Raw genomic sequence first — 26,135 nt, 5'->3', positions numbered from 1 at the left:
GAAATCACCTTTTTTCAGATACTAATTTTTGCCGGTAAGCCCAGTGATTTGTCGGTCCGTGTCCATGTCCGATTCCCAGTTGATTTTCAATTGCGGCTGCGATAAAATTTTTTGCTGTTTGGACTGCATTTTGTACCGTATTTCCTTTAGCCAGTTCAGCAGCAATTGCAGCAGCAAACGTACAGCCCGTTCCATGCGTGTTCTTTGTTTCGATTTTTTTGCTTTTAAAATAGTAAAACTCGCGGCCGTCATATAACACATCAACCGCTTCACTTGCGATTTCGTGTCCGCCTTTAATGACAACATTTCTAGCTCCCAGTTCAAAAATATGCTTCGCTGACTCAAAGCGGTCCTCTATGGTTTCAATTTTGATTCCAGTTAATGCTTCAGCTTCTGGAATATTTGGGGTAACTACTTCCGCAAGCGGAAGTAAGTGTTTTTTCAAAGCGCTGATTGCATCATTTTGTAATAACGGTGCTCCGCCTTTTGCTATCATAACCGGATCGACAACAACATTTTTCCAGCCAAATTTTTTGATTTTACCTGCAACAGCATAAATGATTTCACTGTTGAACAGCATGCCAGTTTTCACCGCATCAGCTCCAAGGTCAGTTCCAATTGATTCGATCTGTTGTTCAACAGCCTGAACAGAAAGCGGGTATACACCTTGAACACCTAAAGTATTCTGCGCCGTAACTGCTGTTATTGCAGACATGCCAAAAACTTCTAGTTCCTGAAAAGTTTTTAAATCGGCTTGAATTCCGGCGCCGCCGCCGCTGTCCGAACCGGCAATCGTTAAAGCTTTGTATACTTGTTTCATAGACTGTGGCCTCCTTTACACTCGCCGATGCTAGGTTTCTTTTATCATTAGATGAAAGTTTGGCTAACTGGTTTAAGAATTCAATTTGAAAGCTGCCGTTCGCAGTAAAGTTTGCAACGACAATATTCGTAATGTTAGTAAGAGCGGATTCTCTTTTCTCGCTCTCTCAAGTAATGCTGAATATTTTCAGTATTCATCTTGATTATACATCATTTCCAGTATATTAAGAGAAGATCTCCTGATGATCTGCCAGCAAAAAATATGGAAAATCCGTTTCGAGTATTTAAGTTTCTTATGTTGCTTTTCTCTGTTCGTTTTGCACTTCCAAAATTTCTTCCAATAGCAAAAAAGACACTCTGCGTAAGCAAAGTGTCTCTAAATAGACTGATAGGTTCATATAAAAAATACAGCCGAAAATTTCCTCAGCACTTTTCCCTACGCTGGCATTATCCAACAGGTTCAAACGGTCTGCGACGGAATAGACGCACTCTCAGCCTGCTTCCGCAGGCTCCCGGTAAACTATTCAATTTTAATCTAAGTCTACTCCTACACCCTCAAAAAAGCAAGAAGAAAGAGGCGAAAAGAGGGGGACTGAGAGGGATGAAAAGGGGAACCTACGTAAATACTTTAACACAGTGAAGGAATGAGATTTGTCACGCTATGTATTCGCTGTAAAGTAGTATGAAACTGTCTCGGTCTAGCCGACGCTGCGATTATGCGCTAAAATTGTTATTGACCTAACCGGCCTAAAATTGATACTATTTTTATTATTAGCTTAATATAGCGGACGATGAAGGTTGTGGATAAAACTATAACTGGAGCAGCTTCTGGAGAGACCGCATAATTGCGGCGCCGAAGGATTCACAATCTCAGGCAAAAGGACAGAAGAGTGGAAAACTGCACTCTTCTTATTTGTTGGGATTGGATGAATCATCCAATCTTTTTTTGTTATTACAAGAATTGAAGAGGTGGACTTTATGGAAAAAAGACGTGCAGTTGTTAGTGTGATTGGGAAAGACCAGGTTGGAATTATTGCGAAAGTAACGACGATTCTTGCCGCGAATAGCATTAATATTCTCGATATAAGTCAAACGATTCTTCAGGATTTTTTTACAATGATGATGATTGTTGATGTTTCTGGAATCGAAAATTTAGATACATTGCGCACGCAATTCAATGAACTTGGAGATGAAATGGGATTAAAAATAAATATTCAACTTGAAGAAATTTTTCAGGCAATGCACCGGATATAATGTAAGGAGTGATACAAATGACGATTGCAATGGATGAAATGCTCCAAACGATCCGAATGGTTCAAATGGAAAACCTCGATATTCGGACCGTTACAATGGGAATCAGCCTTCGTGACTGTACGGATTCTAATTTCGAAAAAATGAATCAACGAGTCTATGAAAAAATCATGAGTTTTGCCGAGAATTTGAAGTCAACCGCTGAGGAAGTGGAAAAAGAATTCGGCATTCCGATTATTAATAAGCGAATTTCCATTACTCCAATTGCAGAAATTCTTGGAAATGCTTCAGTTGAACAGGCGGTTGAACTTGCAAAAACGCTTGACCTGGCCGCTCAAAACCTAGGCATTGATTTTATTGGAGGATTTTCGGCCCTTGTACATAAAGGTTTTTCGAAAGGAGACCAAACATTGCTCTCTGCCCTTCCCGAAGCATTGAGTGCAACAGAACGGGTCTGTGCTTCCGTATCCGTCGCGACCACCAGAACGGGCATTAATATGGATGCAGTGCGACAGCTTGGATTGATAATTAAGGAAGCCGCTGAAAAAACAAGCGATCGAAACGGGATCGCCTGCGCAAAACTTGTAGTCTTTTGCAATCCTGTTGAGGATAATCCGTTTATGGCCGGAGCTTTCCATGGCGCAGGTGAAGGAGAAGCCGTAATAAATGTGGGTGTCAGCGGACCAGGTGTTGTATTAAATGCATTGAAACGCCATCCTGAAGCTGATCTTGGCCAGGTATCTGAAATCATAAAGAAAACTGCCTTTAAAATCACGAGAGCAGGAGAGTTAATTGGCCGGGTCGTCGCTGAACGCCTCGGTGTCCCTTTTGGCATTATGGACTTGTCCCTTGCACCAACAAATGCAATGAATGACAGTGTCGCTGAAATTTTAGAAGAAATTGGCCTTGAACGAGTTGGTACACATGGAACGATTGCAGCACTGGCACTCATGAATGATGCAGTGAAAAAAGGAGGGGCAATGGCAAGCTCATACGTTGGCGGATTAAGCGGAGCATTTATTCCAGTCAGTGAAGATAATGGGATGATCCGTGGAATTCTTGATGGAGCATTAACTTTGTCAAAGCTTGAAGCGATGACTTGCGTTTGCTCTGTCGGCCTTGACATGATTGCGCTGACAGGAGATGTAACACCATCCACCCTATCGGCAATTATTGCTGATGAAATGGCAATCGGAATGATAAACAAAAAGACAACAGCAGTCAGAGTCATCCCTGTTCCTGGTAAACGCGAAGGAGACATTGTCGAATTTGGCGGACTTCTCGGCCGTGCCCCGGTAATAGGCGTAAATCCTTTTCAATCAGAAAAACTTATTCAGCGCGGCGGAAGAATTCCAGCTCCACTCCAATCTCTAATCAATTAACGAATTAACTTTACGAGGGCTGCCTGTCCCTTGTTATCTTAACTCGTTACATCAATGAGGGGCGGGTCACCTTATAAAAAAGAAAAGGCTTGCAGAAATGTTTCCTGCAAGCTTTTTCTGTGGAGTAATAACTCATGAAAGTTTTTTATTTAGCTGACTTTTCTTTCTTGGATCTCAATGTTGTTTAGCGTGCTATGTTTACTACCATATACAAAATAGATTACTAAACCGATTACAAGCCATGAAACGAAGCTGATCCATGTTGTAGACGGCAATTGAAGGGTAAGGTATCCACAGAACAAAAATGCCAGAATAGGAATCCACGGAACAAATGGCACTTTGAATCCTTTCCTCGAAGAGATATTCGCTTTACGAAGATACAAAATACCAACTGACACAGTCATAAATGCGAATAATGTTCCTATGTTTGTTAATTCAGCGAGTTTACTTAATGGAATAACACCTGCAAAAAATGATACAACAAGGCATGTTAACCATGAATTAATAACCGGTGTTTGTTTCTTTTTATCAATACGAGAAAATACTTTTGGCAGTAAACCATCACGACTGATCGCATAAAACAAGCGGGTTTGGCCATACATCATTACAAGCAGTACTGTAGTAATCCCTGCAATAGCACCTACAGAAATAAAACCGGCAACCCAGTCCTGGTTAATATAATTAAGCGCGAATGCAACCGGGTTTTTTACAGCAAGCTGTTTATAAGGAACGATACCCGTTAGAATTAAGGAAACGATAATATACAGTGACGTACAAATTGCTAATGAAGCAATAATTCCAATTGGCATATTCCGCTGCGGGTTACGTACTTCTTCAGCTGCCGTTGATACCGCATCAAATCCTATATAAGCAAAGAATACAGTCGCAGCGCCTGCAGTGACCCCGGAAAAACCGAACGGCATAAAAGGAACCCAGTTTTCCGGTTTTACATACCAAACACCGACACCGATAAACAACAAGACTACAGCGACTTTAATAATAACCATAATCGCATTAAAGCGTGCTGACTTTTTGACACCCTGTGTTAACAAAAATGTGATGAAAAAGACAATCAAGATTGCGGGAACATCAATAAATGTTCCTTTTGCCGGGTCATAAGCACTCGTCAGTGCTTTTGGAAGCTCTAAACCAAATCCAGCCAGCAGTCCCTGAAAATATCCTGACCACCCGCTGGCAACGGCTGAAGAAGCAAGACCATATTCTAAAATTAGATCCCATCCCAATACCCATGCTATTAATTCACCAAATGTTGCATAACTGTACGTATAGGCACTTCCCGAGACCGGAACTGTTGAAGCAAATTCAGCGTAACAAAGAGCAGCAAATACACATGCCAATCCGGATAATATAAAAGAAAGAACAAGAGCAGGTCCTGCATGCTCTGCAGCAGCCACCCCGGTCAGAACAAAAATACCTGTACCGATAATAGCGCCGACCCCAAGCATTGTGAGATCAAAAGCACCTAAATCTTTTTTCAAAGAAACTTCCTTTTGGTCAGTTTCTTTTAAAAGGACATCAATCGATTTTTTTCTAAATGGGTTCATAAAAAGACCTCCGAGAATGTGTCGTAATTTTCTGAAAACATAATTCGACATTTTTCGCAATTGCCTATATTGAAATAATAATAATTTTTTTGTAAAAAATCAATAATTTTTTAAAAAGTTCAAATTATAGTCAATATTTTCAAAAATAATATGTTATTACTAACATTTATTTATTATTTATATATAAAAAACAGGTGCATGAAGCACCTGTTGCTTAAGATTTATTTTTCTATTTATATTACGCGATTTTTGCTTCCAATCGAGCTTGCGGCGAATTCCAAATTTCAATCCATTTCTTCACCGCAGTTATCATGATGATAACACCAAGAACAAGCATTATAATGGACAATATGCCGTTTAGCACACTATATCCAGCTGCAGCCGGATTTAAGTATACATTCCTTATCATCCAATACCCTGCATAGTTTACAGTAACGAATAAATAAGCTAACGGAACGAAGCATGTAAGCATATATCTGCGTTTATCAACAATTTTCAAAATAACAGTAGCTCCTACAATTAAACCAATTGATGCCATCAGCTGGTTTGAAACCCCGAACAGTGCCCATACGGATCCAATGTCTCCTGAATACAAAAGGTATCCCCACAAAAAGCAAGCCAATGCACTGGCAAAAATGGAACCGGGAACCCAATCGACTTTTTTCAACGGCTTATATAACTCACCGAAGAAATCCTGAATTAAATAACGAGCAACACGTGTTCCAGCATCAATTGCTGTTAAAATGAACACCGCTTCAAACATAACGACAAACTGGAAGAAATAAGAAGCAAGATGACTGAACCATGGTATTTTCGTAAAAATATACGTCATCCCGACGGCCAATGTTACAGCACCGCCAGTTCTACCTTCAAGATCCAAACCAATTTCTTTGCTTAATTCCGGTAAATGAGCAACATTCATTCCAAGTGACTTAAATACTTCCGGAGTTGAGTTAATTGCAAAGTAATCAGCAGGCTGAAGCGCTGTAGCAGCGACTAATGCCATGATCCCGACAAGACATTCAACAAGCATTGCGCCAAATCCAACAACTTTAATGTCGGTCCAACGGTCAAGCATTTTCGGTGTTGTACCGGAACCAACGAAGGCATGGAATCCGGAAATTGCACCGCACGCAATTGTTATCGAAATGAACGGCCAGACCGGACCGGCCAAAATAGGACCGCCACCGTTAATAAATTTAGTAAAAGCAGGCATTTCAATCGATGGATTAATAATGAACACACCAACAATTAAAGCTATAAATACACCAATTTTCATAAAACTGCTTAAATAATCACGCGGGGCAAGCAATAACCACACAGGCAGAGCTGCTGCGAAGAAAGCATAAATAGGAAGAATAAGGGCTAAAGTTTTTGAATCAAGAGTCAGCATTTCTCCAAGAGAAGTTTCTTGAATGGATGGACCCATGAAGACTCCAACCATAAGAAGAATAAATCCTACTGTAGAAGCAAGTTTTAAATTGCCTGTTTTTTTATAAAATAACCCTACTCCCATTGCGATCGGAATTGTAATTCCAACTGCGAAAGTCCCCCAAGGGTTATTTTCAAGAGCGTGAATGACAACCATTGAAAGGCCGGCCATAGTAATTGTGATGATAAACAACATAGCAAGACCTGTACAAAAACCAGCGACAGGGCCTAGTTCTTCTTTTGCAACCTCAGATAGTGATTGCCCTTTTTTCCGCATTGATGCGAATAAAACTACAACATCATGAACAGCTCCCCCAATTACTGCGCCGATTAAAAGCCAGACGAGTCCAGGCAAATATCCGAATTGCGCTGCTAGAATCGGACCTACAAGCGGACCTGCTGCAGCAATGGCAGCAAAGTGATGCCCAAAAGTAACCCATTTGTTTGTTGGAACATAATCCTTTCCATCATTTAACTCATGAGCCGGAGTGGCTTTTGAATCATCCAGCTTCATTACTTTCGCTGCCATAAATGTTCCATATAGACGATACGCAATCATCAAAATACATATAGAACCGATAACGATTGTAACCGCATTCATTAAATTTCAAACCTCCCCTTTGTTGTTCACTTTCATCATACATTATGAAAACGTTTACAAATGATTTTCATGGCAAAATGCTAAAAAGGAAGGATGAAAAGCAAGAATGCTAGATTGAAATGCAAAATAGAATCTCCAGAAACAAAACTCTTAACTAGTAGTGAGATTGTGTCCTGTAAAAGCCCTACATAATTAAAAACCAAGAAGCTCCTTTAGTTCTTTTGTATATGTCCTGCTGACTGGAACTTTTGCACCATCTTGCATGATCAAGTTATAAGTGGAATGAAACCACGGCTCAATTTCCGTAATGGCATTAAGGTTGACAAGATAAGCCCTGTGGACACGAATTATCGGGTTGTTTTGAAGCTTCCGCTCAAATGTGACAAGAGGTTCTGCAACCTGATATTTTTTGTCATTTGTTTTTATCACTGTTTTTCCTTCAATGCTGCATAAATACAAAATATCTTTTATGTTGATCAAAACAATTTTATTATCAACGTTTACCGCAAGTTTATTAGTAAGATCCACATTAAACACTTTCGCTTTATTCTGAAACTCCTGCTCTCCTTCCCTTTTTTTAAAAAGCTTGTTCAATTTTTCTATTGTTTGTTGAACCCGAATTTCATCAAAAGGCTTTAAAATATAATCAGCCGCATTTAAATCAAATGCTTTTAAAGCATAGTCGTCATAAGCAGTTGCAAAAACAATTTCAGGCCGGTGATCAAGTTCAATCAGCTTTTGGGCAATTTCCATACCGCTTTCGTCAGCGAGCTGTATATCAAGAAAAATAACATCTGCCTCTATCGATTTGATTTGTTCCAAAGCTGATGCGACATTGTCTGCCTCACCAACGATGTCAGCTTCTTTTGTCCTTCGAAGTAAATATGCCAGCTCATCCCTTGCCAGCGGTTCATCATCAACGATAAAAACCTTTAGCATAATTCTCACTCTCCTTATTTTGTACAAGTGGAAGGGTAATTGTCACCTTTGTGCCCGCTTCAGGTTCGCTTTCTATCATAAAAGCCCCTTCCTGCCCAAAAATTTCTTCGATCCGCTTTTTTATATTCCATAATGCTGTCCCAGTTCCCTCAGCAGAATTTATCGTTGTATTTCCAAGTGAACTTAGCATCTCTGGAGAAACTCCCTTTCCATTGTCTTCCGTAGTCAGAACCATTTTTCCATTTTCAGACCAGCCCCGTATGGTAACTTCGCCCTTTTTGCTTTTTGAAAAAGCATAGCGGATGGCATTTTCAACTAATGGCTGCAGTGTAAATGGCGGAATGTATAATTTTTTTAAAGATGGATCAATTTCAATCCTGACTGTGTACTTGTCCGGAAAACGAGCTTGTTCTAATGACAAATAAGCTTCTACATGTTCAAGTTCCTTTTCCAAAGGGATAAGTATATGTCTGGCCCCTTGAAGATTACTTCGAAAAAAAACACTTAATTGAATTAATAGCTTTCTTGCCTTATTTGCATCTGTTCGGATAAGGCTGGAAATCGTATTAATTGCATTAAACAGGAAGTGTGGATGGACCTGTGCCTGCAGCGCTTTTATTTCTGCGTCTTTTAACAACTTACGCTGCAGTTCGGCTTCAGCAAGCTCCAATTGAGTTGAAAAAAGTCTGCTTAACCCTTCCGCAAGCTCCTGCTCTGCCTGATCGAGTTTGTTTGGATGAGCATAATATAGTTTTAGTGTTCCTACCGTTTGGTTATGGGCTTTGAGCGGCATGACTAAGGCAGCATGCAAAGGGCAATCCTTTTTTATACACTGGATTTCTTCACGCGTTTTAGCTTTTATGATCCTGCCCTGCTCCAATACTTTTTTCGTTAATTGGGTTCTCAAGCTTTCCATTGGTTTATGATGGTCAGATGCAATGCCGACATGAGCTAGAACTAAATGTTCATTCGTAATCGAGATCGCATCAGCGTTCGTACATTTTAAAATAATTTCTGCTGCTTCCCGGCAAGACTCAACATTCAGTCCCTTTCGAAAAAACGGAAGGGTTTGCTGGGCAATATTCAATGCTTTATGAGTTTGCAATGCACGGGTTTTTTCCTCTTCGGAAAGAATTGTTTGAATGATTAAAATAAAGACTAGCGTGCCAAAACCATTGATCGTAATCATAGGAAAGGCAATAACTTCAACAAGACGATATGCTGATTCAAAAGGTTTTGCGATGAGAAGGATGATCCCCATTTGAATGCATTCCATCATCACTCCAATCGACATGGCCCACCATTGTGATTTTTCTTTTTGAATATTATAGCGCCTGCCAATCAGACCGGTTACAATTCCAGCAAAAATCGTTGATATCGAACATGCAGCAGCTGTAAAGCCTCCAAGTGTCAGGCGATGCAAACCGGCTATAAGCCCGGTGCCCAAGCCGACAAGAGGCCCTCCGAGCAATCCACCGATAGCGACACCCATGATTCTTGTGTTGGCAAGAGCTCCGTCGTAACCGACATCCGTCTGCCACGACTGGGAAATAATCAATCCTTTCTCAATTTCAACTCCCGTATAGTTGCTAATTACGCCAAACGTACCGAAAATGGCAATCAAGATCATTTTTTCTTTAATCCCATGTTCATTATGAACGATCTGTCGAAAAGATTTCATCCTCGAAAGCAAAAACGCCAAAATAATCAATATACCAACCCGCTCAAACATCAAAAACAAAAGTTCAATCACATTATCAATTCCTTTCAGGGGGTCTGGCCCCTAAATCATTGAAACTAGTTTTTTTAGGAAGAAGGATTTCTAGATTAATTGAAGAAATAGTATAATACTGCAAATATTTGAAAGGAAGGTGGACTTAAGGAAGAAATACGCAGTAAACACCCCTTTATTCTCCACTCTCACTGTCTAATGCCCAAATCTCCAGTTAGAAACAAAAGAAACCCCTTTAAGTGTAACTATGAGAATTTTAAATGGCCGATACGCTATTTATTTTAACAAGAAGTATGAATTAATTGGACATGTCTTTAAAGACAGATATTGGTGAAATTATTTCTTGACGATTGGTATATGTTGGGAACAAGTAAAATTTAACAAAATTAAAAGGGCTGATCAAACATGTCTGTTGTTATAAAAAGTCTTGGACTGAAAGGAATGGATGGATATCTTGTTAATGTTGAAATAAAAGTTTTTGATGGTCCGCATTCTTTTAAGATCGTTGGGTTGCCGGATGCTTCGGTTAAAGAATCGAAACAGAGGGTGCTGGCAGCTATACTTTCATCTTTCTCGGAAGGATTATTTGAAAAAAAGATCATTGTGAACCTTTCACCATCTGAACAGAAGAAAATGGCCCCTTCTTTGATTTGGCCATTGCAATCGGAATATTAAAAAGCATTCATTTTATAAATGAAGATATCCCGGAAAATTGTGCTTTTTTGGGTTCATTATCGTTAGATGGCACCGTTCAGCCAGTTAGGGGGATTTTACCTGCAATTATTGGGGCAAAGAAACAAGGTATTAAGAGAATATTCTGCCCATTGGATAACTCAATCCCGTTTGAAAAATTGAATGGAGTGGAATTAATTTTTATCAATTCATTGGAAGAAACTATACTTTATCTTCAAGGACTAAAACCTCGAGAACTTCCAAGAAAAACGGTTCCTCTTCCTTCCACCCGAGCGATGAATTCATACAACAAAAATTTTTTCAGTATTTATGGACATTTAGAGGCAAAACGTGCTTTAGAAATTGCAGCCGCAGGCCAACATAATATTCTGCTAATTGGACCTCCCGGCTGCGGTAAAAGTATGCTGGCTGAAGCATTTCCTACTATTTTACCGCCACTTACAGAGGAAGAAAGTCTTGAAGTAATGAGTTTATATCAATTGTCAGGACAACAGTACCCTTTTATACATGACCCACCGTTTCGAAATCCCTACCATTCAGCTTCCTCTGTTTCTATTATTGGCGGAGGCTCTATACCTCGTCCCGGTGAAATTTCTTTGGCTCATAATGGTGTTTTATTCTTAGATGAAATGGCCGAGTTTTCTAAGAAAACACTTGATATGCTTCGGCAGCCACTGGAAACCGGGGAAGTAACAATAAGTAGAGTCCAATCAACCGTTTCTTATCCGGCAAAGTTTATTCTTGTAGGTGCTATGAACCCTTGTCCCTGCGGTTATTTGAATTCTAACATTCAATACTGTGTATGTTCCCCCAGACAAATTTCTTCATATCAAAGAAGAATTTCCGGTCCAATTAAAGACCGGATGGACATACTATTAACCATAAAATCAATCAAAATAGAAGAAGACAGCGAAAGGTTCAACGAAGACTCCGCCTCAATCCAGCGAAGAGTTGCGATTGCGAGAAGACTTCAATATGCAAGATATGGATCACCAGTCAGCAATGCCAGAGTCCCTATTGATTTACTCTTAGAACGATCCCCACTCTCGACGTATCAAAAAAAATTCTTAAATCGAATTTCAAACAAAGCAAATTTAAGTACAAGGCACCAAATTAAGGTCATTCGTCTTGCCAGAACCATTTCTGATCTAAGCGAAGAAACTGAAATCACAGATCAAGCATTAGAAGAAGCTATATTACTCAAACAAGACCCTTTTGAAAAAACATCAAAAGGAATACCCTCACCACTTTAACACTATAAAGCATTGAGGGTCTGGCAGTTCTGCGTTATCGCGTTAAAGCATTGAGAGGATGGCCACCCAATAAAACCGTTACTTTTGTGCCGCAATTGAGTTTGCTCTCAACGTGTATGGCGCCACTGTGGACTTCGATAATTTGTTTGGCAATGGCTAGGCCAAGGCCGGAGCCTTTGTGGGCTTCACCTGTATTCGTTCCGCGATAATATCGGTCAAACAACCTGTCGAGTTCCTTTGGCTCAATCCCTTTTCCATTATCCTCAATTTCGATAATAACCTGTTCTTCCTTCTTAACTCTTACCGTTATTTCTGTTCCTTTCGGGTTATGGACAAGCGCATTATAAATAAGATTGGATATTGCCCGTTTCAAAAGCCGTTGATCCCCTATAAATAATATCTCCTCTGCTTCTGCTTCAAACAATATTGGCGCTTCTTCATAATGCGGATGATTTAAAATATCAATAATCGTGTCTCTTACCACCTCTACAATATTCTCGCGGTTTCGGTTTAGCGGAAAAAGTTCATTTTTGAGTTGATAAGTAAGCTTCAAATCATCCACAAGATTTTCCATATATTTTGACTTGCTTAGAATAATACTTGCGTATTTAGTTATCTCCTCCATAGCCAAATCATACTTAGGATCGACAAGCACTTCAGAATACCCTTTAATCGAAGCAAGAGGCGTATTCAAATCATGGGTAATGTTTGTAATCCATTCTTCCCTCATTTTTTCCGTTCTACGCCTTTCCATTTCATTTTGCTCCAAAGTCTCTGATAAGTAGTTCAAACTCTTATGGACATCCTTATAAATCCCTTTCGGAACCACTTTTTTTACATATTTCCCATCGGCCAAAGCCTGAATGTCGCTAATAATCTTTAAAATAGGTTTTGCTAACTGGGTACTAAACAAAAAACCGACAACCGATGAAATCAATATAATCACAACTGTTGTTCCTGTGAAAAAAAGAAGCATATCCCTCATTATTGACTTAGGGCTGAAATAAAATGAAGCCTTCGCAACGGTTTCAACCGGAAATCCCATAATATAACTGAGGTTACGCCCATCAACATCTAAAATTCCTACAAAAATCGTATATCCCTTAATTGCGCCTGAATACTTATGATAAAAAATCAGCTTGCCCGGTGTATAATGGTTTGGTGCATTGGCTGGCTTATATTTTTGATAAATTTCATTCCCGTCCTCGTCAAGAACCTGAATCCAGCTTTGATATGATTTCAATTCCCGAAGTTTATCTTCCGGTATGTAAATTTTCCCATCTCGGTACTCTATATTTTCGCCAAACTCTAATGTGATCGAAGAAGCATTTACGCTTAATAGTTTTTCCGGATCTTTCGGACCCTTATAAAATAGCATTATGTATAAAAACATAATGCAAAATAAAGAGATAATGATTGTAATAATAATTGCAGCAAGGAATCTGCTTGTTATCTTCCACTTCACTCTATTCGCTCCTTGCAACTAACTTATATCCAAGCCCTTTTACAGTCTTAATATAAACCGGATTTCCCGGGTCATCCTCAAGTTTTTCTCTTAAATGGCGAATGTGGACCATAATCGTATTATCATAGCCAAGATAGTCTTCTCCCCACACCCGTTCGTAAATCCTGCGCTTGCTTAATATTTGATTCTGATTTTCAGCCATAAACAATAGAAGTTGATATTCCTTAGCTGTTAAAATCACAGACTTGCCGTTCTTTTTCACTTCGCCTAGTTTTGGATCAATTTCAATATCCCCAAACACATATTTCTTATTTTCTTTTTCGTCTTCCAGACCATCATACTGCTTTCTCCTGAAGTAAACTTTAATTCGAAACGCAACTTCCTTAGGACTAAAAGGTTTTGTCACATAATCATCCCCTCCAATCCCGAGACCAAGAAGCTTGTCAAGGTCATCTGACCTGGCAGACAGAAAAATAATTGGTACAAATGAAAATTCCCGAATCCTCCTGCAAACTTCAAAACCATCAATATCAGGCAGCATAATATCAAGAACAATAATATCTGGCTTTAAATCTTTGCAGAGTTGAATGCCTTCCCCGCCTGTTGTGGCCTTATAAATATGCTGAAAACCTTCTTTAATTAGTACTGTTTCAAGAAGATTCAGTATATCCTCTTCATCATCAATCAAGAGTATTTTCCGATCAGCAATTCCCTCAACCTTCATTAAATTTCACCCTAAAATATATCTTTTTTTCTAAACTGATGAAAACCAAACAATATGAGCACAAAAAACGATACAAAACAAACTGCATACATGATCGGCCCTTTTCCGTCTGTTCCAAATATCTCGGTCAATCCGCTTACAATCGGATAGGTCCATGGGTAAAAAATCCAATACTTTTCTGAGTTGGCAATCAGCATCGAAGGCAAACTCATTCCTATCCCTGCTACAAGCGGAATTCCAAAATGAGAGAAGCGATAGCTTAAATAAAATTGCAGCGAAATAATAGGAAGTGAAGCAATAGCAGATATAAGCGGCCTTTTAACAATCATTTCAATTGGTACTGGCCCGTTTGCCCTGATTGAAATTCCAGCTAAAACCATTCCCGCTATCAAAACGAAGATACTATAAAAAATAATTATTAGACAGATGATTAATTTTGACAAATAGACAGATTCTCTTTTTACAGGCAAAGATAAAAGCTGTTTCCAGTTGTTATTGCTGTGTTCCATTCTTGCCATAATCGCGATAACAACGGTAATAAGGATTGGAAAAAGAAGCCATGTATATTGGGACATAGTTCCTATGTACATCGTCCCCCATAAGTTTGGTTCAGTTCCTTCCTTAGATAAAGCAAATAACCTGCCTTGAAAAACGGCTAGAAGCGGAAGAAATGTTGCCGTAAGAATTAACTTTGTTCGCCTTAATTTATACCATTCTATTTTAAGTACTTTTAACATGTTTCTTCCTCCTCATAAAATATCCCTTCTTCTAAATTCAAAAATTCCTATTGATAAAAAGACGGCACAAGACAAAACTCCGCCAACGATAGCTGCAGCTTGCTCATTTCCCTCTAGCGAATAAGCAAAATAGGGATAAAGATAAGGTGAAAATCCCTTCAATTTAGGGGCTTGATATAATAGAATGGTTGAAATGATCATACCGAGAAATCCGATCAAAATAGCATGGATTTGATTTTTCAACAGTAAACTTAACCAATTATGAATGGCTGCTGCACCGAGAATACCGGCAAATTGGTAAAAAACATATTTCATGTACAGATCGGCTGCAAACGGCTCCGGAAAATCAATGATTTTTCCAACAAGAAAAAGACCAAGCGAATTCAAAATTATCAATAGGCAGCCGAAAAAAACAATGACCAAAAATTTTGAGAGAAACGCTGATGTTCTGGAAACCGGCAAACTTAATAGACTCTTCCAGGCGCCTTGTTTTGTTTCTGTATAATGGATAATAGCACTGATTACAGCTACGAACACTGGCAAAAACAGCCCCCAATTTAAGACTAAATGATTTTCGAGGAGAAGCATTTCCCACGATGAAATCCCTTTTTCCTGCGCCCGGAAATATAGGTAATCATCGTATCTGATGTACATATCCAAAAACATGGCAGAAGTCGTTCCGAGCGGAATCACGGATAAAAACAACCAAATGAGCCCTCTTTTTTGCTTGAGAAAGTCAGTTGTTACCAGATTTAAGAACCTCATCTCCCGTCCTCCTTTCCAGTAATATTCAAAAAAATTTGCTCGAGCGTCTCTTTCTTTTCGCTCAGGTAATAAACATCGAATTTACTAAGAACAAGTTCTCTGTTAATTTGTGCAGGATTGACGGAATGATTTTCCACAATAATTTCTGTCTCTCTCACCTTTATGGAATATCCTCCTTCTTTCAAAAAATTTGCAGCCTCGTGGATCGGACTTGCTCCGACAATAATATGCGACTCTCCTCTTGCACGAAGTTCATCAATTGTTCCCTGAAAGATTAGTTTTCCTTTATGGATAATTCCAACATGATTCGCAATCAGCTCGATTTCACTTAAGATATGGCTTGACACCAATACTGTCATTCCCGTTTTTTCTGGCAAAGTTTTAATTAAATGGCGTATCTCTTGAATTCCTGCCGGATCAAGGCCGTTTGTCGGTTCGTCCAGAATCAGCAGTTCAGGCTTTCCAAGAAGAGCCTGGGCAATACCAAGACGCTGCTTCATTCCTAACGAATATTTTTTTACCAGCTTATTTTTAACATCTGAGAGTTTCACAATGTCTAAAACTCTATCAATCTCTTTTTTATCAACCTCAAGAATTTTTCTTGTAATCTCAAGGTTTTCATATGCCGTTAAATGACCGTAATAAGAAGGGGTTTCCACCAAAGATCCAACTTTTTTGAGAATCTCCATTCTGTTCGTGTCAATTGGTTTACCGAACAAGTGGACACTGCCCTTTGACGGCTTGATTAAACCAAGAAGCATTCGAATGGTTGTGGACTTTCCGGCTCCATTCGGACCAAGAAAACCGTAAATTTTGCCCTTAGGTACACTTAAATCAATATTGTCTACTGCCGTAAAACTTCCAAACTTCTTTGAAAGATTCCTTGTTTCAATAATCAAATTCTTCATTACAACCTTCCTCCTTCACTCTCTACAAAATGAATATAATCGCTTTACCTTAACCCCTCGTTCAGCCAACCTTAAATTCATCTTAATTTTCAAAAAGCTCCTTTTTCAGAATTTGTTCACAAACATAAAAGTGTTAAGAGTTTTGGGGAGATATTCATCATATTGCGTAAATCTTGTTATAATTTGTTTATGAATTCTCTTTTATTGCGGGGGAAAATATGCGATACGAAGAAAGACGGCCAGATGTAAAATTGCAGCCTTTTGTTAAGTGGTTTTGGTATTTAGAGCGGACTTATGCAGAGCCCGATTCAAGGGAGATTATCTGGCCTGACGGCTGCCATGAGATGATTTTTCATTTTGGACTATGCCCATTTCCTAAAAAATCCCAAACATTAAATTAGCTTAACTCCTATTGAATACAAAAAGTGGATTTTGAGAATATTTGAAAGTATGGGGAAATCAAAGGATGTCGTTTCTTTACAAGACAGGAATTCACCAATATGATAAAGTTCATATGTCAAAACTTTATAGGGAGGAAAAACCATGATAACAAAAATAGCAACTGCCGCAGTTTATGTGGAAGACCAGCAAAAAGCAAAAGCATTTTGGACGGAAAAAGTCGGATTTGAAGTATTTCGCGAAACTCCAATGGGCCCGGGCGGCAGCTGGCTCGAAGTAGGACCAAAAGGAGCCGAAACAGCACTTGTCCTCTACCCGAAAGCAATGATGAAAGGCTGGGAGCAAATGAAGCCATCGATCGTTTTTGTGTGTGATGATATACAGTCCACTTATGAAAAAATGAAGGCAAATGGAGTCCAATTCGAAGGAGAACCGAAGCAAATGCAATGGGGAACTTTTGTGACATTTCTCGATGAGGACGGAAACACATTTGTATTAAAAGGATAAAGGCGGTTACGCTCATTGTGGGACAATAATTTTATGAACCTATAACAGTGAGTTGAAAATCTTCATATAAGAATCCCAGGGAACTGGCCAAGCCTGTTCCCTTTTATTTGTTAATTTAAAAAACGTTGGTTATGATGAAATATTTTTCCACGCTTGTCGCCAGCATATTTTTCTCTATCAGGAAAAACTAACTGTAAAGGAGGGATCTATTTGGCAAAGAAAAACAAAATTCTCGTTCCGGAAGCAAGAGAAGGACTCGATCAGCTAAAAGCAAAAATCAGCGGGGCAAAAAATCCCGATGAAGCAAAGTTTGAAATTGCAGAAGAGGCTGGAATACCTCTTGAAAAAGGATATAATGGCAACCTGACTGCCCAGCAAGCAGGAAAAATTGGAGGAAATATTGGTGGCAGCATGGTTCGCGAACTTATAAAAATGGCTGAGCAAAGCTTAGTAAATAAGCAGAAAGAATAGTTCAAAAAGTTTATTCGAGAATGAAGACTGGCCTGACGCCGGACAATTTTCAAAATCCAGAATTGAAACAATAAAAAAAGGGTCCCGTTTTTCAGGGACTCATTTCAATTGATAAACTCTAATTTTTCATTGGCAGATCCCTTTATGAGTGCATTTCTAATACCTTAATGTGGCTACTGATTTGCTGACAGTAATTTCATCCAAATTGTAGCCTTTATTTCTCAAATAATATTCAACACCATTTTTAGCAATCCCAATATTATTTTTCGGCCCGATGGTAACATGTCGAACAGGAAGTTTTTCAGCAAAATAAATCTGAATATAAGGAATAATAATTCCATTTCTTGCTCTAAAAAGTACTTCGGTTTCGTGTTTCCTTTCTCTTCTTCTTGTCAAAGCAATCCGATACTCCTCTTCATTTCGAAACGATTCGTGCTTAAAAAAGATCGAAAAAGACACGATAACCGAAAAAAAATGATGATGCAAATTTTCAGCCAATTCTTCAAAACGAAAACGGTCTTTAAATTGATAAATACAATCAAATGAACGGATTAATGATTCTATTAACATTTTTTCCTGTTGATCATTATCATAAATAACTTTTCCATAAAAAAGGTTGAATTCATGTTCAATTCTTTTTTTCACCGCATTCATCTTATCAATCAATGCATCTGTCGAAAAGCCAATATTATAGCCGTCTCCTTTAGAATAATGGTACCAGAGAGTCAATGAATCCTGATTTTGCGTTAAAGAGAGTACATAAACTTCAAAGTCATCAATGGTTATATCATGAATAAATTTTTCGATTGCAACCCTTAATTGCTTCAGAAAATCGATTCTTAGCAAAGCTTCAGATTCGCTGTTTCCATACTTTTCGATAATCCGGTCCTCGAGCTTTTTTATCGTATCATTAGCAATTTTTTCAATATAAATAAGTTCGCTTGAATCATTAAGAAAATTTCCTTTGGACATCCAGAGGTTATTGTTTTCGATCATTCCCATAAAGCGATCCAGGCTTGTATAGTGGTAAAGCACCTTCTTTGTCTGGTTGGTATCTCGAATTATTTCCCCCATGAACTCCCAGAACTGCTTGGATAACTTCTCGTCAATCTCTTTTATAACAGACATCCGCTTTCCTCCATTTTTGGTTTTGCCTATCCCGGCTCCTATAATCAATATATGAACCTATGGAGAAGGTTAAAAACGTATATTTTATCATGCCCTAAAAAAGCGGATATCAACCGTAAAGTAAAACCAGAAATTATTTCAATTCTTTTTGAATACCAAACCTTGCGTTTATTTGCCCTCGCAGCATTTGATCACGCACCTTTCTGTCCACTTCTTTTCTCTTTTCTTTTGCTTTTAGCATTTCCTGCCTGATTTCATATGTTTGAATACCCTCTTCCCGTTTATTAGCAATTTCTATAAGCTGTTCTACATCAGCAAAGGAATATTTTCTGTTGCCTCCTTCCGTTCGTTCTGGAAAAATAAGTTTTCTTTCCTCATAGTATCGAATTTGCCGTTCTGATAATCCTGTCAGTTCACTGACGATCCCTATCGTGATTACTTTTCTTGTTTTATATGAAAGATCATTCGCCATAGTCATTTCACACCTTTCACACCTCTATCGTAATCACTATCTTTTTTTAAATTATACATATAACAACTGGATATTAATATAATTATGTAAGAAAATCTGACACAGAATCAAAAATGTGATAGAAATTCTAACATCATTACTGAATCCATATTTAAATTCTTATAAAATCCAAATAACTTTGCGAAAGACCATCCATAAAAAATTAATTTTTCATGAACATCGCTTCATTTACCGATTGAAGGAGATGTGTGAAGTATAGATTTTTGATCTTAAATCATCATTGATGTTTCACCTTTTGAAGCAACTAATCGAGTAGGAGGGGGTGACTAACCCCCGACCTCTCACACCACCGTACGTACCGTTCGGTATACGGCGGTTCAATTAAGTATGACGTAGAAAATGATATCTCTCGAATAGACTTCTTAACCCTTGTTGACTCCAGTAGGAGTTATCGAGGGTTTTGTGTAGAATGGGACTGCAGGCAATCCGCCAGTATTTCTTGCGTGTATTGCCCCACTCGATTGCTTTATGACTTGGAACACCTAATGCTCTAAGTTTCCGAATTCTTGTTTTCGGCGTTTTCCACTCTTTCCATAAACACATTCGAAGTCTTCGTCTTATCCATTCATCAAATTCTTTGAACTTGCTTGGTGTATCTGCCAAGGCAAAATATCCACACCATCCCATTAGGTACATGTTCAGTTTCTCAATTCTTTCCTCCATTCGATACGGTTTGGATCTGGATGTGATTTCACGGATCTTGTTCTTGAATCGTTTCACACTTTCTTTCGCCATCCGTATCTTGGGTGTTTTGTTTGGTGTAAAGCTAAAACCGAGAAACTTCCGTTTCCAAGGACGGTCTACCGCCGATTTCTCTTTATTTACCTTGAGCTTTAATTCCTTCTCGATAAAGTTAGTAATGGAGTTCATGACACGAATTCCTGCTTTCTTTGTTTTCACGTAGATATTACAGTCATCCGCGTACCGTACAAATTTATGTCCACGTTTCTCAAGTTCCTTGTCCAACTCGTGAAGCATGATGTTTGATAATAGTGGACTAAGCGGTCCACCTTGTGGCGTTCCCATGTCTGTTTCCATTACCACTCCATTTATCATCACGCCTGATTGAAGATACCGGCGGATTAACTTAAGTAAAATCCGATCTTCGATCGTTTTCGCCAAGATCCCCATCAGTTTGTCGTGGTTCACCTTGTCAAAGAATTTCTCTAAGTCTATATCGACCACCCAGCGATATCCTTCTTTGATATAGCCCTTTGCTTTCCTGACCGCGTCATGTCCTCTGCGGCTTGGGCGAAAGCCGTAGCTATGTTCAGAGAAGGTCGGATCGAAGATTCTCGTTAACACTTGGGCCATCGCTTGTTGAATGAAACGATCAGTCACGGTGGGGATACCTAGAAGTCTTACTCCGCCGTTCGGTTTCGGGATTTCGACTCGACGAACGGGTAAGGGTTTGTAGGTTCCCTCTCTTAACGACTGTCGAATGGAGTCCCAGTTTTCATAGAGGTGTCTCCGTAGGTCTTTTGCGGGCATGCCATCTACTCCGTGACTTCCTTTATTCTGTTCAACTCGTTTTAATGCCGTTAGGAGATTTTCCCGTGACAAAATCAGTTCCATCAACATAGATATCCTCTCCACGTGAACGAATCCCTCTATTTGTGCCATCTTCTGCTCCACCCTCTTGAAGTCCCCCGTGGGATTCACCACTTCCTCCTTCAAGTAAGTCCTGCCGGATTGTCTGCTTCAACACAGAAGATGAACGCGTAGTGTTTCGTTCTCCTTAATTGTTCGGTCCTTCCTCTTTCGTCTCGAGCTCGAAAGAGTACTATGACCTCTGCTGACTTCTGACTGCTCAGCTATCTATCGCTAGATAGGTTACCAAGATTACTTGGCGTGCCAGTCAGATCTCCCCGGGTAAGAGTGTAATCTTTCCTTCCATCTATCTGCTTCATTTACTCTGTATCACCTTCGGCAGAAAGGGCTTTGTTTTGTTTTGCAAACTCACCCAGTGATACCTAGCCTTATATGAAGTTCGTATTCCTCAGACCGGAAGTTTGCCGTCCGCTTCCTTCAGATTCCGCGTTACCACGGACACCCTTGCGTTATGCTAACTGCTACTTCTGCCTTCACAGCTCGGGACTTGCACCCTATAGATTACACCCATGCCGGGCGCACAAAAGAGAGCACAATAATCTTATAATTACTGTGCTCTCTCCTACATACAATAATATTTTATGTTATTCAGCTTATTTTAAATGAATCTTATCTTTTTTATGTTTTTTTGCTTACGCACTTTAACGTTACCTGTAAAGTAATTATGAAGTTTTGCAGCTGCGAATCTGGCTATGATATTAAACAATAATACCATAACAATAAGAACTGCAGCTGATTTAGTAGCGATTAATTTGGCATCAGGGACAATGCCCTCTGAATTTAATTTCCAAATATGGACTGCCAATGTCTCTGCAGGACGAAATATATTAAATGGGTTCACTGGACTAGAAAGACTGGCACTTGTGTTTAAAAATGGAGTTGTTAAGCCTGCTGTGTAAATGAGAGCAGCTGCTTCTCCAAAAATTCTCCCTGCAGCCAAAATTATACCCGTAATAATTTGAGGTAAAGCTGAAGGAATTACAATTTTGACAAGCGTTTGCCATCTAGTCGCTCCCAATCCGAGACTAGCTTCTTTTACATTAGCAGGAACATCTGAAATAGCATTTTCGCATACACGAGTCAAACCTGGAAGATTCAAAATAGTGATGACTAGGGCTCCTCCCAATACTGTGTAACCCCAGCCTGTCATTGTTACAAATACAAGTAAACCAAACAAACCGACTACAATAGATGGAAGAGAAGCCATTGTTTCAATACATAATCGTACAAAATTTAAAAATGGACCTTTTTTTGCATACTCAGCCAAATAAATGCCTGCTCCCAATCCTAAAGGAACTGAAATCAATAATGTCAGAATAAGCATATAAAATGAGTTGAATAATTGTGGTCCAATCCCGCCGCCTGCTTGTGTATTGCTAGGTCTTCCAAATAAAAAATTAAAATCCCAAAAACCCCAGCCTTTAATGATAATTTCTGATACTAAAAATAGCAGCAGCGCTATTACAGATACGGCAATAGCATAAAGTATACCTGTCCATATATTATTAACAGTCCTTGCTTTCATTACATGGCTCCTCCTCTTCTTGAGATTAAGCGAATGAGTAATATAAATAGGAAAGAAATTAATAATAAAATCATGGCCAATGTCCATAGTGCGTTGTTCCAGGCGGTTCCATTCAACGTATTAGACATGTCCATTGTTAAGATGCCTGTTAACGTAGCAGTTGGACTGTATATTCCGGACGGTAATTTATTCGTATTCCCTATTACCATTTGTACAGCTAATGCCTCACCAAAAGCTCTGGCCAATCCAAGGACAATTCCAGTTAATATACCGTTTTTGGCAGCAGGCACAACAACTCTGCTGATCGCTTGCCACTTCGTCGATCCTAATCCATAAGAAGCTTCTAAATATTCATGAGGAACACTTCGAATCGCGTCAGATGCGATGCTTGTAATGGTTGGTAAAATCATAATACTTAGTACAACAATACCGGCTAATAAACTAAACCCAACTCCCCCAAATGTATCTCGTAGTAAAGGAACTAGGATAGTTACGCCTAACAAACCATAGACAACAGATGGAATCCCAATCAATACTTCTAGCACGGGTTGAAGAACCTTAGAACCGAATTTAGGTGATATTAAATTCATAAAAATAGCTAATGCAACTGCAAGGGGTGTACTAATAACTATTGAGCCCAGTGAAACAAGTGTAGATCCAACAATAAATATAAGTGCTCCATAGGATGGATTGCTGCTATTAGGATTCCATTTTGTTGATGTGATCATTTGAAAAAAAGATATTTTACTTTGTGTAAATGATTGTATTCCTTTTCCACAGATAAAAATAATAATTGATAATGTAACTATTACAATTAATAATCCGCAGCATGTAACAAGTGTTCTGCCGATAAATTCGCTTTTCCAATAATTTATAGATTTGTTCCCCTTCATCCTTAAATCTAACTCCTTGCCATATGGTATTGAAATGAACAAGACTGGCTACAAGTAGCCAGCCTATGCTCTTTTGTTATTTTAATTCTGAAATTGGGATATAGCCCATTTCTTCTACTTTCTTTGCAAATTCATCACTCTTTACGAAGTCAATAAACCCTTTTACTGCATCTTTTGCTTCGCCTTTTGTAATCATATATTCATAAGACCAAAACTTATATTTACCATCAGCGATATTTTGTGCAGTTGGTTCTACACCATCAATTTTCAATGTTTTTAGGCTGTCCTTTTTGTCTCCAACCAAGTAAGACAATGCAAGATAACTAATAGAACCTGGCGTAGAGTTAATTGCTTGTTCTACCGCACCGTTAGAATCTTGGGTAGTACCGATTCCGTCGTTAACTTTTACATCTTTCATAATTGTTTTTTCAAATGTTGCGCGAGTACCTGAAGAAGCTGGACGGTTGACTACATTGATCTTTTCATCTTTTCCGCCTACTTCTTTCCAGTTTTTAATTTTACCAGAAAAGATATCTTGAATTTGTTTTGTAGTTAAGGAATCTACATTTACATCTTTATTTACAACTAAGGCAAAACCGATACCTGCTACTTTGTTATCAACAAGTTCTTTAGCTTTCTCAGCATCTATTTTATCAGCTGCTGGAACGTCAGAGTTGCCAATTTGTACAGCACCTGACGCTACTTGATTAATACCTGTACCGCTTCCTCCGCCTTGAACGGTGATTGATACGTCTGGATTGTTACCCATAAATTCATTTGCAGCTTCTTCAGCCAACGGTTGTAATGCAGTAGATCCTGCCGCAGTAATTGTTCCAGAGTAAGTTTCTTGTTTTGATTCAGTTTTCTTTGTTTCTGCTGCATTATCTCCTTTTGCATTATCCGCATTTCCACATCCTGCAAGAGCCGCTGTTAATAATAGTGCTGCAATTGATAGAGTAAATCCTTTTTTCGCCATTTTATTGCCCCCCAAGTCATTTTTTCGAAGGATTGTGATTGTACATTCTCTCATGCACAAGCTTTATTTTAAAGAAGAATTGTTGTGGAATTATTAATCGAATTTTAAGATTATGTAAATTAAACTTCTGTATTTATATCCTGTTTTCATTATTCATAACATAAACAGAAACATTGATTATTAAGGAATTAACATTCATTTGTTTTAGTTATTGATCAAGTCTTTTGTAAATAAAACATTTATTATTTAAATTAACTTAATAAATATTTTAATAATATTATTTACCCAAAGTTATTTGTCTATGTATGGATTTGCAGCACATACTTTTAAGTAAGCAAGAACCTACAGAAATTTTAAGATTAATAGATTAATGTCAAAGACTCGCCAGTTTTTCTAAATTTTTTTCTGTCAAACTCTGCCTGGAACACATATGATAAGATGAAAAGAAATTGGAGGTGTTGTAGTGGCAGTTGTAAAGGCAACGGAATCAGACATAAGTCTTTTAGCGAGATTGTTAAGAGCAGAGGCTGAAGGAGAGGGAACAAAAGGAATGCTTCTGGTCGGCAATGTTGGAATTAATCGCATCAGAGCAAACTGTTCCGATTTCAAAGGGATACGGACAATCCCGCAGATGGTTTTTCAGCCACATGCTTTTGAAGCCATAACGAAAGGTTATTTTTATCAGAGGGCAAGGAATAGTGAAAAACGATTAGCCCGCCGTTCTATTAACGGAGAAAGGCATTGGCCGGGCAAGTTCAGCTTATGGTATTTCAGACCACCGGGTGACTGTCCTCCTACGTGGTACAATCAACCTCATGTGGGGCGTTACAAACTTCACTGTTTTTATGAACCAACACCCGAAACATGTGAAAATGTTTATAATACTTTTTAATGGCGCTGAATGGGCGCCTTTTTGTTATATACTTAATCAAAAAATCAGCCGTCTTAAAGAGTAACTCTGTCTTGTTTCTTTTTGTGGAGCCACATTAAAAAAATAAGCACCCGGAGACTTTCTCCAAATGCTTATTAAGTTAAATTCTTGTTATAAATTTCTAGTATATTTTCAAAAGATAGTTCAGCGGTGCTGCTGAAAACAAGATCAGCTTCAGGAAAGTTCTCTTTAGCACCGATTGCTACCGCAAACATCCCTGCGCGTTTAATCGATTCTACTCCTGCAGATGCATCTTCAATTCCGATGCATTCATCTGGTTCGACATGCAAAAGCTTTCCTGCCGCTAAAAAGATTTCCGGATCAGGTTTGCCCTTTTTTATTTCTCTGGCATCAACAATCGCATCAAATTGATCCTTAATCCCAAGTAACTCCATGACCTGAAAGGCATTTTTGCTTGCAGACGCCAACCCAAGCTTTATTCCTCTTGTTTTCAAATCCGAAATGAACTCTTTTACTCCCGGCAAAATGTCGGAAGGAGTTATATTTTTTATAAGCGTTAAATAATGGCGGTTTTTTTGATCTGCAAGCTTTTCTTTTTCTTCATTCGAAAAATCTTGCTGTTTTCCGCCGCGGGCGAGGATTTTTTCAAGCGAATCCATTCGGGAGACCCCTTTTAATTCCTCGTTAAATTCTCTCGTAAATGAAATACCGAGATCTTCAGCCAGAGCCTTCCATGCTAAGTAGTGGTATTCAGCAGTATCCGTAATAACCCCGTCCAAATCAAAAATAACAGCTCGCAGCAGTTTCACCATTGCCTACACCTTCTTTCTATTTCATGTCTGCAGTTTATTACCAGTTCACATTTTACAACTGTAGAAATATTGAAGAAATACTGACCCTCTGGAAACTTAAGAGCAAACGCTTTTAGAGCTTTCC

The 26,135-nt window shown here is 38.7% G+C and carries 24 protein-coding genes, 1 pseudogene and 2 riboswitches; of the genes and pseudogenes, 7 read left to right on the top strand and 18 right to left on the bottom strand.

What is annotated here, in order from left to right:
* Window positions 1–4: 4 nt before the first annotated feature.
* Complete coding sequence (gene thiD / locus BMMGA3_RS02955; RefSeq protein WP_003347940.1) at window positions 5–820, bottom strand: bifunctional hydroxymethylpyrimidine kinase/phosphomethylpyrimidine kinase; 816 nt, start codon at window positions 818–820, stop codon at window positions 5–7.
* A gap of 415 nt (window positions 821–1,235) precedes the next feature.
* Window positions 1,236–1,345, bottom strand: a riboswitch (TPP riboswitch).
* A gap of 292 nt (window positions 1,346–1,637) precedes the next feature.
* Window positions 1,638–1,715: riboswitch (glycine riboswitch) on the top strand.
* An 82-nt stretch (window positions 1,716–1,797) separates the two neighbouring features.
* On the opposite strand from thiD, the gene BMMGA3_RS02945 reads away from it, so the two are divergent.
* The gene (locus BMMGA3_RS02945) at window positions 1,798–2,073 is read left to right on the top strand and encodes an ACT domain-containing protein (RefSeq protein ID WP_003347942.1); all 276 of its coding nucleotides are present in this window, start codon (window positions 1,798–1,800) and stop codon (window positions 2,071–2,073) included.
* Between the two features lie 17 nt (window positions 2,074–2,090).
* On the top strand, window positions 2,091–3,452 hold the full coding sequence (locus BMMGA3_RS02940) for a PFL family protein (RefSeq protein ID WP_003347944.1): 1,362 nt from the start codon (window positions 2,091–2,093) through the stop codon (window positions 3,450–3,452).
* A 149-nt stretch (window positions 3,453–3,601) separates the two neighbouring features.
* On the opposite strand, the gene BMMGA3_RS02935 is transcribed toward BMMGA3_RS02940, so the two are convergent.
* The 4 genes from BMMGA3_RS02935 to BMMGA3_RS02920 form a co-directional block, all read right to left on the bottom strand.
* Window positions 3,602–5,017 (bottom strand): branched-chain amino acid transporter BcaP, encoded by a 1,416-nt coding sequence (locus BMMGA3_RS02935; protein ID WP_038502023.1) that lies wholly within the window; start codon window positions 5,015–5,017, stop codon window positions 3,602–3,604.
* A 238-nt stretch (window positions 5,018–5,255) separates the two neighbouring features.
* Window positions 5,256–7,049, bottom strand: a complete 1,794-nt coding sequence (gene cstA / locus BMMGA3_RS02930; RefSeq protein WP_003347947.1) for a carbon starvation protein CstA — start codon at window positions 7,047–7,049, stop codon at window positions 5,256–5,258.
* A gap of 192 nt (window positions 7,050–7,241) precedes the next feature.
* The gene (locus tag BMMGA3_RS02925) at window positions 7,242–7,988 is read right to left on the bottom strand and encodes a LytR/AlgR family response regulator transcription factor (protein ID WP_003347949.1); all 747 of its coding nucleotides are present in this window, start codon (window positions 7,986–7,988) and stop codon (window positions 7,242–7,244) included.
* Complete coding sequence (locus BMMGA3_RS02920) at window positions 7,966–9,741, bottom strand: sensor histidine kinase (protein ID WP_003347951.1); 1,776 nt, start codon at window positions 9,739–9,741, stop codon at window positions 7,966–7,968. Before BMMGA3_RS02920 ends, BMMGA3_RS02925 begins: the two co-directional genes overlap by 23 nt.
* A gap of 384 nt (window positions 9,742–10,125) precedes the next feature.
* Here BMMGA3_RS02920 and BMMGA3_RS02915 point away from each other — a divergent pair.
* Window positions 10,126–11,666, top strand: a pseudogene (locus tag BMMGA3_RS02915) (YifB family Mg chelatase-like AAA ATPase).
* A 34-nt stretch (window positions 11,667–11,700) separates the two neighbouring features.
* Here the strand turns inward: BMMGA3_RS02915 and BMMGA3_RS02910 are convergent.
* The 5 genes from BMMGA3_RS02910 to BMMGA3_RS02890 are packed head-to-tail and all read right to left on the bottom strand — an operon-like array spanning window position 11,701 to window position 16,265.
* Window positions 11,701–13,131 (bottom strand): sensor histidine kinase, encoded by a 1,431-nt coding sequence (locus BMMGA3_RS02910; RefSeq protein ID WP_003347953.1) that lies wholly within the window; start codon window positions 13,129–13,131, stop codon window positions 11,701–11,703.
* 1 nt (window position 13,132) lies between these two features.
* Window positions 13,133–13,855, bottom strand: a complete 723-nt coding sequence (locus tag BMMGA3_RS02905) for a response regulator transcription factor (protein ID WP_003347955.1) — start codon at window positions 13,853–13,855, stop codon at window positions 13,133–13,135.
* An 11-nt stretch (window positions 13,856–13,866) separates the two neighbouring features.
* Window positions 13,867–14,592 (bottom strand): ABC transporter permease, encoded by a 726-nt coding sequence (locus tag BMMGA3_RS02900; protein WP_003347957.1) that lies wholly within the window; start codon window positions 14,590–14,592, stop codon window positions 13,867–13,869.
* 12 nt (window positions 14,593–14,604) lie between these two features.
* Window positions 14,605–15,357 carry an ABC transporter permease gene (locus tag BMMGA3_RS02895; RefSeq protein WP_003347960.1) on the bottom strand — a complete coding sequence of 251 codons (753 nt, stop codon included), beginning with the start codon at window positions 15,355–15,357 and terminating at the stop codon, window positions 14,605–14,607.
* Window positions 15,354–16,265 carry an ABC transporter ATP-binding protein gene (locus tag BMMGA3_RS02890; RefSeq protein ID WP_003347962.1) on the bottom strand — a complete coding sequence of 304 codons (912 nt, stop codon included), beginning with the start codon at window positions 16,263–16,265 and terminating at the stop codon, window positions 15,354–15,356. Before BMMGA3_RS02890 ends, BMMGA3_RS02895 begins: the two co-directional genes overlap by 4 nt.
* Before the next feature lie 218 nt (window positions 16,266–16,483).
* On the opposite strand from BMMGA3_RS02890, the gene BMMGA3_RS18705 reads away from it, so the two are divergent.
* The 3 genes from BMMGA3_RS18705 (at window position 16,484) to BMMGA3_RS02875 (ending at window position 17,642) form a co-directional block, all read left to right on the top strand.
* The gene (locus BMMGA3_RS18705; RefSeq protein ID WP_038502020.1) at window positions 16,484–16,666 is read left to right on the top strand and encodes a DUF6597 domain-containing transcriptional factor; all 183 of its coding nucleotides are present in this window, start codon (window positions 16,484–16,486) and stop codon (window positions 16,664–16,666) included.
* A 142-nt stretch (window positions 16,667–16,808) separates the two neighbouring features.
* Window positions 16,809–17,171, top strand: a complete 363-nt coding sequence (locus BMMGA3_RS02880) for a VOC family protein (RefSeq protein ID WP_003347967.1) — start codon at window positions 16,809–16,811, stop codon at window positions 17,169–17,171.
* Between the two features lie 210 nt (window positions 17,172–17,381).
* Window positions 17,382–17,642 (top strand): alpha/beta-type small acid-soluble spore protein, encoded by a 261-nt coding sequence (locus BMMGA3_RS02875; protein ID WP_003347969.1) that lies wholly within the window; start codon window positions 17,382–17,384, stop codon window positions 17,640–17,642.
* A 156-nt stretch (window positions 17,643–17,798) separates the two neighbouring features.
* On the opposite strand, the gene BMMGA3_RS02870 is transcribed toward BMMGA3_RS02875, so the two are convergent.
* The 7 genes from BMMGA3_RS02870 to BMMGA3_RS02845 all read right to left on the bottom strand — a co-directional run bounded on the left by BMMGA3_RS02870 (window position 17,799) and on the right by BMMGA3_RS02845 (window position 24,307).
* Window positions 17,799–18,770, bottom strand: coding sequence for a DUF2971 domain-containing protein (locus BMMGA3_RS02870; RefSeq protein WP_003347971.1), 972 nt, complete (start codon window positions 18,768–18,770; stop codon window positions 17,799–17,801).
* Between the two features lie 133 nt (window positions 18,771–18,903).
* A complete protein-coding gene (locus tag BMMGA3_RS02865; RefSeq protein ID WP_003347974.1) occupies window positions 18,904–19,242 on the bottom strand; it encodes a MerR family transcriptional regulator in 339 nt (112 codons plus the stop codon).
* Window positions 19,243–19,623: 381 nt separating this feature from the next.
* Window positions 19,624–20,883, bottom strand: a complete 1,260-nt coding sequence (ltrA, locus tag BMMGA3_RS02860; protein ID WP_038502359.1) for a group II intron reverse transcriptase/maturase — start codon at window positions 20,881–20,883, stop codon at window positions 19,624–19,626.
* Entirely contained in the window at window positions 20,825–21,010 is a 186-nt protein-coding gene (locus tag BMMGA3_RS16985) for a hypothetical protein (RefSeq protein WP_003347276.1), read from the bottom strand. The genes ltrA and BMMGA3_RS16985 overlap by 59 nt, the downstream gene beginning before the upstream one ends.
* 501 nt (window positions 21,011–21,511) lie before the next feature.
* A complete protein-coding gene (gene pstA, locus BMMGA3_RS02855; protein WP_003347976.1) occupies window positions 21,512–22,438 on the bottom strand; it encodes a phosphate ABC transporter permease PstA in 927 nt (308 codons plus the stop codon).
* Complete coding sequence (gene pstC / locus BMMGA3_RS02850) at window positions 22,438–23,331, bottom strand: phosphate ABC transporter permease subunit PstC (protein WP_003347977.1); 894 nt, start codon at window positions 23,329–23,331, stop codon at window positions 22,438–22,440. The genes pstA and pstC overlap by 1 nt, the downstream gene beginning before the upstream one ends.
* A gap of 76 nt (window positions 23,332–23,407) precedes the next feature.
* On the bottom strand, window positions 23,408–24,307 hold the full coding sequence (locus BMMGA3_RS02845) for a phosphate ABC transporter substrate-binding protein PstS family protein (RefSeq protein ID WP_003347980.1): 900 nt from the start codon (window positions 24,305–24,307) through the stop codon (window positions 23,408–23,410).
* A 463-nt stretch (window positions 24,308–24,770) separates the two neighbouring features.
* Between BMMGA3_RS02845 and BMMGA3_RS02840 the strand changes: the two genes are divergently transcribed.
* Entirely contained in the window at window positions 24,771–25,199 is a 429-nt protein-coding gene (locus BMMGA3_RS02840; RefSeq protein ID WP_003347982.1) for a cell wall hydrolase, read from the top strand.
* 134 nt (window positions 25,200–25,333) lie between these two features.
* Here the strand turns inward: BMMGA3_RS02840 and pgmB are convergent, their stop codons facing one another.
* Entirely contained in the window at window positions 25,334–26,011 is a 678-nt protein-coding gene (gene pgmB / locus BMMGA3_RS02835) for a beta-phosphoglucomutase (RefSeq protein ID WP_003347984.1), read from the bottom strand.
* Window positions 26,012–26,135 lie beyond the last annotated feature (124 nt).

It is taken from the genome of Bacillus methanolicus MGA3, from assembly GCF_000724485.1.
GTDB classification, from domain to species: Bacteria; Bacillota; Bacilli; order Bacillales; family Cytobacillaceae; genus Bacillus_Z; species Bacillus_Z methanolicus_A.
The sequence above is the reverse complement of the archived record's forward strand: the minus strand, read 5'-3'. Positions and strand labels throughout refer to the sequence as shown.